We start from the raw sequence: 13,319 nt of genomic DNA, 5'->3' as shown, positions 1-13,319 counted from the left end.
ATCACCCGCCGACCTCTAGCCGGTTAGGTGTGCCTCACCTACACTCGCCGGGTGCCGTCGATGACCGCGAAGAAGAAGTGCTGCAAGGACAAGCCGAGGTGCAAGAAGTGCCCGGTGGTGCTGATGCGCCTGTCCAAGGCCGGCTGCGCGGAGCGGATCGACAAGGTGCACTACAAGGTGGACAAGAAGGTCCCGAAGAAGATCCTGAAGGAAGCCCGCGCCCGTTAAGAAGCGCGGCGGAGGGTGATCGCGTCCGCGGCCTGGCGGAGCAGCGCAGGGATCGTGACGTGCGCGGCCTGACCGGTCGCCTCGAGGTCGTCGCCGTACCACCAGCCGTGCGCGCTGATCGTCTGCAGCTCGAGCTCCTCCTGGTTCGCGAACGTCACGTCGACGCCGTCCACCGCGACCGCGAAGAACGTCTGGTGCTGGATGATCGGGCACCCGCCCCACTCGAACTCGATCGTGTTCGTCGCCACCGGCGCACCGAGCGCGTCGACCGGCAGCACGATGCCGACCTCCTCCCGCAGCTCCCGGCTCGCGGCCTCGGGGACAGTCTCGCCGTCCTCGACCCCGCCGCCGATCGTGAACCAGTACGGCGTCTGCGGTTTGAGCGGGTCCCAGCCGTGCAGCAGCAACACCTTGCCGTCCGGGCGCACCGGCAGCACGCGTGCCGTCGTCCGTCGACGCACGGTGCCTGGCGGGGGCAACTGGTATTCGCTCACACCACAAAACGGTAAGCGACCCGAAGCATCGCCGGTCGACTCGTGCGGCGCGTCTCACACGCCCATGTCACAGGACGTCGCCTTGTTGCCCCGGACACCTACGATCGAAACATGGCAAGCATCGGTCTGGGTCTCGCCGCCCTCGGGCGTCCTGGCTACATCAACCTCGGCCACGACGAGGACCTGTCGGCAGGACGTGCGGTCGAAGACCTGCGCCTCCGCACGCACCAGCTGCTCGAGCAGGCCTGGCAGGCAGGAGTTCGGTACTTCGACGCCGCGCGTTCGTACGGCCTTGCCGAGAAGTTCCTCGGCGAGTGGCTGACGCCGGAACGCCGTACCCACCTGACGATCGGCTCGAAGTGGGGCTACACGTACGTCGCCGATTGGCGGCACGACGCGGACACGCACGAGGTGAAGGACCACAGCCTGGCGACGTTCGAGCGGCAGTGGCCGGAGACCTTGCAAGCGCTTGGTGGACCGCCGGACTTCTACCTGGTGCACAGCCTGACCACGGACAGCCCAGCGCTGGACGACAAGCGCTTGCTCGACCGCCTGCGCGAGTTGGCCGACACCGGGGTTCGCGTCGGACTGTCCACGAGCGGTCCGCACCAAGCCGAGACCCTGCGCAAGGCGCTGAAGCTGGGCGGCCCGTTCAGCGCAGTACAAGCCACCTGGAACGTACTGGAGACGTCAGCCGCGCCGGCGCTGGCCGAAGCGCACGACGCCGGCTGGTTCGTGGTCGTTAAGGAAGCCGTCGCCAACGGGCGTCTCACCGCACGTGCCGGTGAGACGCCCTTCAACACCTTCGCTGCCAAGCACCACCATGCGCCGGACGCGCTGGCCATCGGTGCGGCGATGTCCCAGCCGTGGGCCGACGTGGTCCTGAGTGGCGCGATCACCTCCGAGCAGCTCGAAAGCAACCTCGCCTATCAGGTCGACGGCCCACTCACTGAGTTCACCCAACAGGTCGAGGAGTACTGGACCGAGCGATCAGCGCTGCCTTGGCGTTAGCCTTCGCAGCGGAGGCCGCAGCAGCTCCGACGAGTGCAGTGGTGGGTTCCGGCGCCGGCACCGGGTCGCACTGGACGTCGGATCGGTTGCCCTTGACCCGCGCCGGCAAGGCACCGGTCGCCAGGTAGGCGGCGATCTTGTCGTCGGTGCACGCCACGCCGGACAGCGACCCGGCGTGCGTCGTACCGCCGACGCCCTCGATCAGCACCGAGTTCGGGAACGTCTTGCGGGTCTGCAGCGCACCGGAGTACGGCGTGGCCGGATCCAGCGTCTCGCTGATCAGCAGCGCGGACTGCACCTTGCGGCCGTCGACCCGCACCGGTGTGCCCGCCTTGGCCGGCCAGAACGCGCACGGCGCGTTGAACCAGGCGTTGGCCCAGGTCAGGAACGGCGCCTTGGCGAACGTCCGCTAGTTGTCCCGCTGCCACGTGCGCCAGTTCGTCGGCCACTTCGTGTCCGTGCAGGAGACGCCGAGGTAGACGGCGTACCCGTTGTCGTCGAAGGGCGGGCTGCCGTACAGGTCGACGAGCGGCTGGGCGTTGCGGTTGTGCACCCACTCGGAGAACGCGGTCGCGACATCGACCCAGCCGTACACGTAGTACGCCGCCGAGGTGAAGATGTCGGTCCACTCGTCCGGACCGATCTTGCCGTCGGCTGGGTGCCCGACGAGCTTGGCGAGCTCCGAGTAGTACCGCAGTTCGACTGCCTTCTCGGTGGCGCCGAGGTGCCAGGTCGAGTTGTGGGCGGCGACGTACTGGAAGAACACCGTGATCGTCTTCTGGAACGCGACGTCCTGGTCGAGGTTGGCGGCGTACCAGACCCGGGTGGCGTTCACGACGCCGTCGAAGATGACGCGCCGCAGCCGGTTCGGGTAGAGGGTGCCGTAGACCTGGCCGAGGTACGTGCCGTACGAGAAGCCGTAGTAGTTGATCTGCGGAGCGCCGAGCGCCTTGCGGATGCTCTCCAGGTCGTACGCCGACTCGCGGGTGGTCAGGTGCCCGAGCAGCGCGTGCTGCGCGGCGTCACACGCCTTCGCGTACGCCTTGGAGCGTTGCAGCCAGACGTTCTCGAGGTGGGCTGTCACCGGCACGTAGAGCGGCCGGTTGTAGCCGGCGTAGTCCGGGATGCAATGCAGCGACGGCAGGCTCGCGCCGACACCGCGCGGGTCGAACCCGATCCAGTCGTAGGACTGACCCGCGTCGTTCGGGATGAAGTCGCGGAACACCGAGTAGATCAGCCCTGACGCGCCCGGTCCGCCCGGGTTCACGAGCATCGGCCCCTGCGCCTGCGCGTCCGGCGTCGTGTGCCGCAGTCGCGAGACGGCCAGCTGGATCTTCGTCCCGTTCGGATGGCTGTAGTCCAGCGGTACTTCGACGAACCCGCAGTCCGCGCCACGCCGCGCGAGCCGTGGATCGGCGCACGTGCCCCACGTCACCGCTGGTGGTGTGTAACTCGCCGGTCCCGAAGGTGTGGACGGTACGGCGTGCGCTGCCGGTAGCGTGACCGCCAGCGGCCCCGCGACCAGTCCGAACGAAACCCCGGCAGCGACGATCAATCGACGAATTCTCATCGGCCCTCCCTGTGCCGCCAACAGGGTGACCCGGTGGTTACCGTCCGGCAAGGCCTAACTCGGCCGGACCGGAAGATACTTCGGACCGCTATGGAACGACTGCGAACCGCAACCGGTCTAGAACGTGTGCTCGTCGCCCGGGAAGGCGCCGGAGGCAACGTCCGCGACGTATTCGGAGACCGCCGAGGTCAGGATTCCGCGCAGATCGGCGTACTGCTTGACGAATCGCGGCATCGTGCCCGCGCGGAGTCCGGCCATGTCCTGCCAGACCAGCACCTGGGCATCCGTGTCGCGGCCCGCGCCGATGCCGATCGTCGGGATCGTCACCCGCTTGGTGATCTCGGCCGCGACATCACCGGGAACCATCTCGAGCACGACCGAGAACGCGCCTGCTTCGGCGAGAGCGACCGCGTCGTCGATCAGACCGGCGGCCTGGTCGCCACGACCCTGCACGCGGTACCCGCCGATGCTGTGCTCGCTCTGCGGCGTGAAGCCGATGTGCGCCATCACGGGGATGCCGGACTGCGTCAGCTTCTCGACCATCGGTACGACGGTCCGCCCGCCCTCGAGCTTGACCGCGTGCACGCCGGCTTCCTTCATGAACCGGACGGCCGTGTGGAACGCCTGCTCGGGGGAGGCCTGGTACGAACCGAACGGCAGGTCCGCGACCACGAGCGCCCGCTCGACCGCGCCGGCGACGGCGCGGGCAAGAGGGATCAGCTCGTCGACGGTGACGCGCAGCGTGGTGTCGTACCCGAACACGTTGTTCGCGGCGGAGTCGCCGACGAGCAGGACCGGAATGCCGGCCTGGTCGAAGATCTCGGCGGTGTACTGGTCGTACGCCGTGAGCATCGCCCACTTCTCGCCGCGGTGCTTCATGTCGCGCAGGTGGTGCACGCGGTACCGGCGCGGGCGCTTGCTGCCGTCGGACTGACTACCGCTTGCGGGCCGGTTCTCGGCGGGTGTGGACGTGCCTTCGACACCGGGCGCCGTACTCGCGGACACCTGGGCGCGACGGGCTGCGCGGTGCGAGGAGACCTGCTCCGACGTGACCTGCGGCGGGGCGTCCTGCTGGACGTCTGCGCGGCGACGGCCCCCTAGTCGCTTGGGCTCCTCGGACACGGGGGCGTTGCTCTCGTACTCCGCGCTCGGGTCCGACAGGTAGCCGCTGTCCTGCTTGCGCGGCTGCTCCTGCTGGTAGGCCTCGATCGCCTCGGGCATGTACGCCGTGATCGTCGGGTTCTCCACCGGGTAGTTCGCCGGGGAAGTAGGCGCCTGCCGCTGCGGCCCGGACTCCTGCTGCTCGGGCTGGTGCTGCTCGGGCTGGAGTTGGCCTGACCTGCGCTGCTCCTGCAGGCGCTGCTCCTGTCGGTGCAGCTCGGCGAGCAACTGTTCCGCACGCAGCTTCTCCGGGCGCGACTCGTCCAGGCGCGGCTGCTCGGACCTGACCTGCTCGGACCTGACCTGCTCGGACCTGACCTGCTCCGACCTGACCTGCTCCGACCTCACTTGCTCAGGCCTGCCTTGCTCGGGCCGGAGTTGGGGGTCTGGTTGGCGGGGCTGTTGCTCCTGGGCTTGCGGTGCCGGCGGAGTCTGCTGCGGTGGCCGCGGCGGTTGCTGAGTCAAGCCGTTGCCCACACCGTTGCTCTGGGCAGGGTTTGGCTGCGGTGCCTGACCGCTCCAATTGGCGCTGCCGTTGGAGCCCTGCGGAGCCTGGGGCCGATGGCTGACACCATTGCTCGACGACGAGGCCTGAGGCGGCGCGGGCGGACGCTGCGGCTGCTGTTGCTGCGGCGGTGCTGCCGGCGGCTGCTGACGGCTCGGCGTGACGCCGTTGGAGCCGTGACCGTTGCTGCCGTGGCCGTTGCTCCCACTTCCCGGCCCGAAGGGGCTGGGCCGCCCCTGCTGCGCGGGAGGTGTCTGCTGCGCCGGCGGTTGCTGCGGCCGGAACGGGCTCTGCTCCTGGTAGTCCCCGTAGTACTCCTGCCGCTGCGGCTGGTCGCCGTACCGTGGTTGCTGGGGCTGGGCAGGTTGCTGCGCGGGAGGTGGTGGCGGGGCGGCCGGCAGGTACGGCGGCTTGGGGACGTACGGCTGCTGCGGCACCGGGCCGCGCTCGTACGTGCGGGGTGCGTTCGGAAGCGACGGCGACGGGTCCAGGCCGGAGCTCGCGCCCCGCTCCCGCCAGTTGTCGTTGTCGTAGTCCGAGCGGCGGTGCTCCTCGGTTGTCCGGTTCTTCGGTCCGGTCCCGTACGGCGAGGGCAACTCCTCGTCGTCGCCCTGGGTACCGGCCGACAGGAAGTTGTCAACCATGCCTTCATCGTCCCACCGTCGCGGAGGGTGAGCGCCACCGGCTGTGGGTGAGCGATCGCTCACATCGTCCCGGTGCGGATCCCGGTGCGGATCCCGGTGCGGATCCCGGTGCGGATCCTGGTACGGCTCTTTGGGCAGGCCGGAGCGGTCGTGGGTCTCCTCGGACGAGGCCCACGGGTTGTCTGTGGAGGGGCGGTACCGCCAGGAGTCGCTCAGTGCTCGGCTGCCTTCCGTGCGTCCTCACGCCATACGTTCGTGATCGGCAACCGGCGGTCCCGGCCGAAGGCCTTGTGGGTGATCTTCGGGCCCGGTGGGTACTGCCGGCGCTTGTACTCCGCGCGGTCGACCAGCTGGATCACCTGCGTGACCAGCTCGGCCTCGAAACCCGCGGCGACCAGTTCGGCGCTGCCGCGGTCCTGCTCGACATAGTCGTCCAGCATGTCGTCGAGGAGATCGTACGGGGGCAGCGAGTCAGTGTCCTGCTGCCCCGGCCGCAACTCCGCCGACGGCGGTTTGGCGATCGAGTTCGCCGGGATCGGGGGCTGCTGACCTCTCGCCTTCGCGTCCTCGTTGCGCCACTTCGCGAGCCGCCAGACGACGGTCTTCGGGACGTCCTTGAGCGGTGCGTACCCGCCGACGGCGTCGCCGTAGATGGTCGAGTAGCCGACGGACAGCTCGGACTTGTTGCCGCAGGCAAGCACCAGGTGGCCGTCGGCGTTCGACAGACCCATCCAGATCACCGCGCGGACCCGGGCCTGCAGGTTCTCCTCGGCCAGACCGGTCAGGCCGAGGGTGTCGATGAACGGCTGCACCATCGGCTGGATCGGGATCACCCGGTAGTTCAGGCCGGTGCGCGCGGCCAGGTCCGCGGCATCGTCCTTGGAGTGGTCACTGGAGTAGACGCTCGGGTTGGAGATCCCGAAGACGTGCTCGGCGCCGATCGCGTCGCAGGCGATCGCGGCGACGAGGCTGGAGTCGATGCCGCCGGACAGGCCGAGCAGGACGGACTTGAAGCCGTTCTTCTGCACGTAGTCGCGGAGGCCGGTGACGATGGCGTGGTACATCTCCGCTTCGTCGGACAGCCGCGGGGCGATCGCGGCGTCCATTGCGTCGTACGGCGCGACCGGGTCCTCGTGGATGACCGTGTGCACGATCTCGATGCCTTCGTGCGTACCGGACGGAGTACCTGATGCGGCAGGCAGCTCGAGGTCGACGACCATGCTGCCCTGCTCGAACTGCGGTGCGCGGGAGAAGATCTTGCCCTCGGCATCGGCGATCAGCGAGTCGCCGTCGAAGACGAGCTCGTCCTGGCCACCGACCAGGTTGACGTAGGCGAGCGAACAGCCGGCCTCGCGGGCGCGGCGGCTGACGAGCTCGCCGCGGAGGTCGTCCTTGTTGGCCTCGTACGGCGAGCTGTTGATGACGAGGAGGAGGCCGGCGCCGGCCTCGCGCGCGACCGCGACCGGTCCACCGTCCTGCCAGAGGTCCTCGCAGATCACGATCGCGACGTCGACGCCGTGGATCCGCACGACCTGCAACGTGTTGCCCGGGACGAAGTGCCGGAACTCGTCGAAGACCCCGTAGTTCGGCAGGTGGTGCTTGACCGCACTCGTCACCACGCGCCCTTGGTGAATGACCGCGGCCGCGTTGGTCGGCGACCCCTTCGGTCGTCCGAGCCGGTCGATCCCCATCGCCGTACCACTCGCCCGGTCGAGGTACCCACACACGACGACGATGTCGCCGAGCCCCTCGTCGTTCAGCCGCTCGGCAAGCTTCCGGATCCCGGCCTGCGACGCATCGACGAACGACCCACGCAACGCCAGATCCTCCACCGGATACCCGGTCAGGCACAGCTCCGGAAACGCCACCACGTGCGCCCCACGCTCGACCGCATTCCGGGTCCACGCGACAACCTTGTCCGCGTTCCCGGCAATATCACCCACGGTCACATCAACCTGAGCCAACCCCACCCGAACCTGAGCCACGGGAGCACATTACTGGGTCCCGCGGATCTTCCCCACGCCCCTCACCAGGTCCTTACGAATGCCGAATGAACTCCCGCACCCGATCGAGGTTGCGCCGCACCGAATCCATCGCATCCACAGTCAGGCGCGAACCCGTCAACCCCGGGTACTCCACCCGCATCCTCTCCACGTGCTCCCACCCCACCTCAGCCCACCCCGGAATCCCACGCCGCCGCCCCTCGAGCCGACTCCGATGCACCCGTTGATCAGTACAAACACACTCAACAATCCGCAGCCGCCCACCGAGCCCCGTCACCAACTCGTCCCACCGCCCGACGATCTCGTCGTTGACCAGACAGTCGACGATCGCGGACTGCTCGAGCATCAGCTGTCGTTTGGCCAGCGTCTCCAGCAGGTCGTAGTACATCGCCAGGAACGCCGGCCGGTCGAGGCCGGTCAGCACGCCGTGCGGTCTGAGGGCCCCGAGCAACCAGTCGCCTGCGAAGGCGGGCACTCCACTCTCCACCGCGAGCGCTTCGGCCGGGGTTGACTTCCCGGTGCCCGGCAGACCGGTGAAGACGATGAGCTGCTTCATACGGGGGACGGTACTGGGGTGCGGGCGACGACGAGGTTGGTGAGTGTGGTCCAGCCGAGTGAGTGGTAAAGGGAGCGGCCCTCGCAGGAGGCCGATAGCAGGCCGGTGGTGGCGGATTGGTGGTGGGCGGCTTGGGTTAGGGCTGTCATGGTGGCTTTCGCCAGGCCTCGGTGGCGGTGGGCGGGGGTGGTGTAGATCATGTCGGCGATGGCGTCGCTGCGGAGGACCGTCATCCGGCCGGAGGCGGCGAGTTCGCCGTAGCCGTAGATGTGGGCGTCGATGACCGCGGGTCTCGCGGTGACCTCGAGGCGGTACGGCGGGGGGACCGGGTGGATGGGGTGATCCGCGAGGGCGATCGTCATCAGCCACTCGGTGCGGAGGAGCTCGAGTGGGGCGATGGCGGCGGGGTCGTCGGCGGCGATCGCGAGCCACGACGTACCTGGAGGGTGGCCGTCGGTCTGGGCGAGTTTTACGGCGGTGGCCGCATGTTCTGACGTGGTGACGTACTCGACGCGGCGGTCGGGCTCGCCGATGTTCACGGTCGTGACGCCGTCGGTGCTGCTGTAGTCGATCCAGCCGCGGGCCAGCGACCAGCCGCGCTGCCAGCGGGTGAGTACCTCGGCGTGCATTCCGTCATCGAACAGCGACGAAGGTTCACCACCCGGAAACTTTCGGCGGACGCGAAAGGTCTCGACCACCGGTTCACTCGAAGGCATGAGCGGACCAACCGGCCTGAGTGAGCGCGCCCTGGGCCCGGACCTCGCACGCGGCTTCATGCTGCTCTTCATCGCGCTCGCCAACTCGCACTACTTCATCTACGGCGACCGCGTCTTCGGCGGCTTCCCGACCGGCGGCTCCGCGCTCGACCGCGGTATCGGCATGCTCATCGCGACGCTGGTCGACGGTCGCGCGTTCCCGATGTTCGGCGTCCTCTTCGGGTACGGCGTCGCGCAGATCGTCCGTCGGCAACGCGAGGACGGCGCCGGCTGGTGGTCGGTACGGCTGCTGCTCTGGCGCCGCAGCCTCGTCCTCGTCGTCCTCGGGTTCGTCCACGCGATGCTGCTCTACATCGGCGACATTCTCGCGGCGTACGGCGTACTGCTCTTCTTCGGCGTCTGGGCCCTGCGCTGGAAGGACCGCTGGCTCTTCATCGTCGCCGCGGCAGTTCTCGTCCTGACCGCACTACCCAGCGACGACTCGCTCGCCACCGCCTCCGACGCGGCCGACCCGGCGATGCTGCCGCCCGACTTCCTCGGCCAGTTCGCCGACCGGATCGTCGTCCAGCCGTTCATCGCCGGGATGGGCTGGATCGGCTTCGTGACTCCGGCTCTGATCGGACTCTGGGCCGGCCGCCGGCGCATCCTCGAACGCCCGGAGCAGCACCGCACCCTGCTCCGCACGACCGCGATCCTCGGACTCACGATCGCGATCGCCGGCGCTCTCCCGCTCTCACTCGTCACCGGCGGCGTACTCGCCCCGCCGAGCACGCACGCCCAGACCATCCTCGGACCGTTGCACGACGCAACCGGTGTCTTCGGCGGTTTCGGGTACGCCGCCCTGATCGTCCTGATCGCCGCCCGACTCCGCAAAGGTCCGGTCACCCGAGCGATCGCCGCCGTCGGCCAACGCTCGCTGACGTGCTACCTGTCCCAATCGGTGGTGTGGGCGGTCGTCTTCACGCCGTACCTGCTCGACCTGTCCCACACACTCACGACGACCACGACCGCAATCCTGGCGATCGCGACCTGGCTGGCGACCGTCTTCATGGCCGACCAGATGCGCCGCCACGACTATCGCGGCCCGTTCGAACTCCTGATCCGCCGCATCACCTACGGAAGGTCCTTGCGCGTGAAGGTCAGGTGAGTGACGCCGGACGGGCTCGAGATCGCCTCGATGTCGTAGGTCTGCTCCAGCCCTTCCTGCCCGTCCCACACCCGCTCGCCGCGGCCGAGAACGATCGGGACCTGCGCGAGGTGCATGTAGTCGACCAGCCCCGCGGACAGGAACTCCCGGATCACGGTCGCCCCGCCGCCGAGCCGGATGTCGGCGCCCTCGGCCGCTGCGCGCGCCTGCTCCAGCACCTCGGCCGGCTTCGCGTCGACGAAGTGGTACGTCGTACCACCCTCCATCTCGATCGAGGGCCGCGGACGATGCGTGAGGATGAACGTCGGGCTGTGGAACGGCGGGTTCGGACCCCACCAGCCCTTCCACTCCGGATCGTCCTGCCATCCGGGCGGACCGAACTTGTTGGCGCCCATGATCTCGGCGCCGAATCCCTGCTCGTGCTGCTGGGCGAAGGCGTTGTCGACGCCGAGCGTGCCACCGGCTTCGCCACGCATCTCCTGGAAGAAGCGAGTGACGACGTACCAGTCGTGCAGCCGTTCGCCGGCATGGCCGAACGGCGCCTCGAGCGACTGGCCCTCGCCGGTACCGAACCCGTCGAGCGAGATCGCGAAGTTGTGGATGCGGACCTTGGACATGGCTGGGGCTCCTTCTCTCTGGTGGGTGCGTTCACCACAGGGTCGGAGCCGTCACGCCAGTCTTGACATCAGTTTCGGGCGTCAACCCTGAAGGACCGCCGCGACCCGGTCACGCAGCTCCGGCAGTCTTGCGTAGAACACGTCGCCCGGGCACACCGTCGTCGCGACGTAGTCCCGGTGCCCGACGATCGCGACGTGCGGATCGAGGTTGTACTTCGTGCACAGCCACGCGCACGTCAGCACCGACATGTCGAACAGCGCCGTCGTCGGGTCGGCGTTCGTGTAGATGCCCTCGTGCTCGATCCCGATCGTATGACTGTTGTTGTTCGCGGTCTGCGCGCCGAGCACGTTCTGGCCGTTGTTGATCGCCGACAACGACTTGCTCCGGCCCTCCATCAGGAACCCGCCGCGGCTGATCGTGAGCTGGTTGCCGATGTCGATCCAGCCGTTGGTGTCCATGTGCAGGTCCTGGATCCAGTGCTGGACCTTGTACGCCGCCGCGAGCGAGTAGTCGGTGACGTTCGGGCTCGCGGTGTGGTGGATGACGATGTGGTCGGGCTTGCCGATCACCTGCGTCGGGGACTTGGGCGGGCGCGCCGACCATTCGGTGCGCGTGTAGCAGCGGGGCGCCGGAGCGGCCTGGGCTGCGCTGGGCAGGAGGGTGCCACCGAGCAGTACGCCGCCGGCGGTCGCGCCGAGCAGGGTACGCCGGGACACCCGGGCACGTTGGATATTTTCTGGGGCGGTCATGTTCCAGAAAATTCCCTACTAACTCGGTCCCGAAACCGGAATGATCTAATGACCGGCGTGACAGATCGTGAGCAGCCGGGCGACGTCCGCCTGGGGAGGGCCGGCAAGACCGTGCGGGTCCTCGTCGCGGTGGTCGGCATCGGGCTGCTGATCAACGGATCGGTCCGCGCCTCCGACGACGCGTGGCCGTTCGGTCCGATGTCGCAGTACGCCGGTTCCGTCGCGGACGACGCGAAGATCGACTACACCCGGATCAGCGCGCTCACGGACGCCGGTACGACGGTCGACGTACCGCTGAACATCGAGGGCGCCGGCGTCGCCCGGGCCGAGATCGAGGCGCGCGCCGGGGAGATCGTCAAGAACCCGTCGCTGCTGCAGCAGGTCGCGGACGGGTGGGCGCGGAAGCATCCGGACCAGCCGAAGTACGTGAAGCTCGAGCTGATCCGTGACACCACTCAACTGGTGAAGGGACGGGTCGAGGGACCGCCCACGTCCCAGGTGCTGGCGACCTGGGAGGTGCGCAAATGAGCTGGTTCACTCCGGCGATCGCGCTGGCGCGGGTCGCGTGGCTGCGCACTGTTCTGTACTTGTTCGTCATCCTCGACATGCACGCGTTCGTCCGCGACACCCGCGACAAGGGTGAGCACCCAGGGCTCTACCAGCCGTTGCTGCTCGCCCGGCTGCTCGACCTGCCGAGGCCGTCGGTCGCCAACACGACTGTCCTGTACGTCGTCCTGATCGTCGCCTGCCTGGTCGGTGCATCGAACTACTTCCCGCGGATCGCCGGGTGGATCGTCGCGCCCGCGTTCACGTGGTGGGTGCTGATCGGGATGAGCGACGGGAAGGTCGACCACGATCACCTCGCGCTGGTGATCGCGCTCTGGGCCCTTCCGACCGTACGCGCCGGCTCCCGCGGACGCGCGTCGTTCGGCGACCAGACCCGGACGGAAGCTGCCGGGTGGGCGATCCGGTGCATCCAGATCTGCGTGATCGCGACGTACTTCCTGTCCGCGATCGCGAAGCTGCGGGGTGCGGGGTGGGCGCTGACCTGGCCGGGGAGCGCGATCCTGACCTGGGCGATCGTGCGGCGGCCGCACCCGGTGGGGGAGTGGTTGCTGCACTACCCGTGGATCCTGCACGTGATGCAGTGGGTCGGGATCATCGGGGAATTCCTGTCGCCGCTGATCCTGTTCGTGCGGGGGCGGTGGCAGTTGTTCGGGGCGCTGTTCTTCATCGGGTTCCACGTGGCGAACACAGTGATTCTGCTGATCCACTTCCTGCCGACGGTGGTGTGCTGGCTGGCGTTCGCGCCGTTGGAGCGGATCGTGCCGTGGTGGCGGGTCCGCCGTACTGCGCCAGGCCGGCTGGGGTCACGCCGGCTGGAGTCAGGGCGGGCTGCCTCAGACCGCGACGCCCGAGAGGCCGAAGACCAGGCCGAACAGGGCCGGCAGGCCGAGCAGCAGGCCGGCGCGTAGCCGGAAGCGGCGGCCACCGGGACCCGGAGTACGGACGATGCGGGAGAGGACGGCACCGGCGTACCCGAAGACGACCGCGGCGAGCAGGATCTGCTTCGTCGGCAGGTTGTCGGCGTCGTGGTGGGTCAGGCCGAGCGTGACGAGCCCGGGGCAGCAGAACGCGACCATGCCGAACCCGAGCTCCGGGATCGGCAGCCAGCGGCGGCCCAGCACGTCCCGCTCCGCGCCGCGCCGGTGCCGCAGCGACTGGACGAACCGTCCGGTGCTGAGCAGCAGGTCGCTGACGCAGAGGATCCCGGCCACGGCGAGGGCTACGTGGAAGATCGTCCGCACAAGGGGACACGCTAGGCCCCTCGGCGCCCGGTTGTCCGCCCCGGCACGTAACGTCTGCTTAACAGAGGCGGGGCACACTGTGAGAGTCCCGCACTCGTTTGAGTTGTTT

The 13,319-nt window shown here is 68.6% G+C and carries 15 protein-coding genes; 5 read left to right on the top strand and 10 right to left on the bottom strand.

Annotated features, from left to right (window positions below):
• Positions 1–51 precede the first annotated feature (51 nt).
• On the top strand, positions 52–228 hold the full coding sequence (locus AB0E69_RS37740) for a hypothetical protein (protein WP_360158339.1): 177 nt from the start codon (positions 52–54) through the stop codon (positions 226–228).
• On the opposite strand, the gene AB0E69_RS37735 is transcribed toward AB0E69_RS37740, so the two are convergent.
• Positions 225–722, bottom strand: a complete 498-nt coding sequence (locus tag AB0E69_RS37735; RefSeq protein ID WP_360157968.1) for an NUDIX domain-containing protein — start codon at positions 720–722, stop codon at positions 225–227. The genes AB0E69_RS37740 and AB0E69_RS37735 overlap by 4 nt on opposite strands.
• Positions 723–833: 111 nt before the next feature.
• Here AB0E69_RS37735 and AB0E69_RS37730 point away from each other — a divergent pair, with 111 nt between their 5' ends.
• On the top strand, positions 834–1,733 hold the full coding sequence (locus tag AB0E69_RS37730; RefSeq protein WP_360157965.1) for an aldo/keto reductase: 900 nt from the start codon (positions 834–836) through the stop codon (positions 1,731–1,733).
• Here the strand turns inward: AB0E69_RS37730 and AB0E69_RS37725 are convergent.
• From AB0E69_RS37725 to AB0E69_RS37700, 6 genes are all read right to left on the bottom strand, one after another.
• Positions 1,678–2,118, bottom strand: a complete 441-nt coding sequence (locus tag AB0E69_RS37725; protein WP_360158327.1) for an alpha/beta hydrolase — start codon at positions 2,116–2,118, stop codon at positions 1,678–1,680. The genes AB0E69_RS37730 and AB0E69_RS37725 overlap by 56 nt on opposite strands.
• Before the next feature lie 24 nt (positions 2,119–2,142).
• Positions 2,143–3,303: an alpha/beta fold hydrolase gene (locus AB0E69_RS37720; RefSeq protein WP_360157962.1), complete on the bottom strand. Its 1,161-nt coding sequence runs from the start codon at positions 3,301–3,303 to the stop codon at positions 2,143–2,145.
• A gap of 117 nt (positions 3,304–3,420) precedes the next feature.
• Entirely contained in the window at positions 3,421–5,613 is a 2,193-nt protein-coding gene (panB, locus tag AB0E69_RS37715) for a 3-methyl-2-oxobutanoate hydroxymethyltransferase (protein WP_360157959.1), read from the bottom strand.
• 212 nt (positions 5,614–5,825) lie between these two features.
• Entirely contained in the window at positions 5,826–7,598 is a 1,773-nt protein-coding gene (locus tag AB0E69_RS37710; protein ID WP_360157956.1) for an NAD+ synthase, read from the bottom strand.
• 52 nt (positions 7,599–7,650) lie between these two features.
• On the bottom strand, positions 7,651–8,172 hold the full coding sequence (locus AB0E69_RS37705) for an AAA family ATPase (protein WP_360157953.1): 522 nt from the start codon (positions 8,170–8,172) through the stop codon (positions 7,651–7,653).
• Entirely contained in the window at positions 8,169–8,888 is a 720-nt protein-coding gene (locus tag AB0E69_RS37700) for a GNAT family N-acetyltransferase (protein WP_360157950.1), read from the bottom strand. The genes AB0E69_RS37705 and AB0E69_RS37700 overlap by 4 nt, the downstream gene beginning before the upstream one ends.
• Here AB0E69_RS37700 and AB0E69_RS37695 point away from each other — a divergent pair.
• Positions 8,887–10,035 carry a DUF418 domain-containing protein gene (locus AB0E69_RS37695; RefSeq protein WP_360157947.1) on the top strand — a complete coding sequence of 383 codons (1,149 nt, stop codon included), beginning with the start codon at positions 8,887–8,889 and terminating at the stop codon, positions 10,033–10,035. The two genes, AB0E69_RS37700 and AB0E69_RS37695, sit on opposite strands and share 2 nt — an antisense overlap.
• Here AB0E69_RS37695 and AB0E69_RS37690 read toward each other — a convergent pair.
• Complete coding sequence (locus tag AB0E69_RS37690) at positions 10,002–10,652, bottom strand: dihydrofolate reductase family protein (RefSeq protein ID WP_360157944.1); 651 nt, start codon at positions 10,650–10,652, stop codon at positions 10,002–10,004. The genes AB0E69_RS37695 and AB0E69_RS37690 overlap by 34 nt on opposite strands.
• 81 nt (positions 10,653–10,733) lie before the next feature.
• Positions 10,734–11,369 carry a peptidoglycan recognition family protein gene (locus AB0E69_RS37685; protein WP_360157941.1) on the bottom strand — a complete coding sequence of 212 codons (636 nt, stop codon included), beginning with the start codon at positions 11,367–11,369 and terminating at the stop codon, positions 10,734–10,736.
• Between the two features lie 81 nt (positions 11,370–11,450).
• Between AB0E69_RS37685 and AB0E69_RS37680 the strand changes: the two genes are divergently transcribed.
• Together AB0E69_RS37680 and AB0E69_RS37675 are read left to right on the top strand one after the other, a co-directional pair.
• Positions 11,451–11,930, top strand: a complete 480-nt coding sequence (locus AB0E69_RS37680; RefSeq protein ID WP_360157938.1) for a hypothetical protein — start codon at positions 11,451–11,453, stop codon at positions 11,928–11,930.
• A complete protein-coding gene (locus tag AB0E69_RS37675; protein ID WP_360157935.1) occupies positions 11,927–12,877 on the top strand; it encodes an HTTM domain-containing protein in 951 nt (316 codons plus the stop codon). The genes AB0E69_RS37680 and AB0E69_RS37675 overlap by 4 nt, the downstream gene beginning before the upstream one ends.
• On the opposite strand, the gene AB0E69_RS37670 is transcribed toward AB0E69_RS37675, so the two are convergent.
• Complete coding sequence (locus AB0E69_RS37670) at positions 12,803–13,210, bottom strand: hypothetical protein (protein ID WP_360157932.1); 408 nt, start codon at positions 13,208–13,210, stop codon at positions 12,803–12,805. The two genes, AB0E69_RS37675 and AB0E69_RS37670, sit on opposite strands and share 75 nt — an antisense overlap.
• Positions 13,211–13,319: the final 109 nt, after the last annotated feature.

The organism is Kribbella sp. NPDC026611, from assembly GCF_040638345.1.
Lineage (GTDB): Bacteria > Actinomycetota > Actinomycetes > Propionibacteriales > Kribbellaceae > Kribbella.
This window is presented reverse-complemented; position numbering and strand designations above follow the sequence as displayed.

What these genes read in the sequence shown, in the direction of transcription:
- AB0E69_RS37730 (WP_360157965.1), top strand. Translation starts at nt 834, where the DNA reads ATGGCAAGCATCGGTCTGGGTCTCGCCGCCCTCGGGCGTCCTGGCTAC.
- AB0E69_RS37720 (WP_360157962.1), bottom strand. Translation starts at nt 3,303, where the DNA reads ATGAGAATTCGTCGATTGATCGTCGCTGCCGGGGTTTCGTTCGGACTG.
- panB (WP_360157959.1), bottom strand. Translation starts at nt 5,613, where the DNA reads ATGGTTGACAACTTCCTGTCGGCCGGTACCCAGGGCGACGACGAGGAG.
- AB0E69_RS37705 (WP_360157953.1), bottom strand. Translation starts at nt 8,172, where the DNA reads ATGAAGCAGCTCATCGTCTTCACCGGTCTGCCGGGCACCGGGAAGTCA.
- AB0E69_RS37695 (WP_360157947.1), top strand. Translation starts at nt 8,887, where the DNA reads ATGAGCGGACCAACCGGCCTGAGTGAGCGCGCCCTGGGCCCGGACCTC.
- AB0E69_RS37700 (WP_360157950.1), bottom strand. Translation starts at nt 8,888, where the DNA reads ATGCCTTCGAGTGAACCGGTGGTCGAGACCTTTCGCGTCCGCCGAAAG.
- AB0E69_RS37690 (WP_360157944.1), bottom strand. Translation starts at nt 10,652, where the DNA reads ATGTCCAAGGTCCGCATCCACAACTTCGCGATCTCGCTCGACGGGTTC.
- AB0E69_RS37680 (WP_360157938.1), top strand. Translation starts at nt 11,451, where the DNA reads ATGACCGGCGTGACAGATCGTGAGCAGCCGGGCGACGTCCGCCTGGGG.
- AB0E69_RS37675 (WP_360157935.1), top strand. Translation starts at nt 11,927, where the DNA reads ATGAGCTGGTTCACTCCGGCGATCGCGCTGGCGCGGGTCGCGTGGCTG.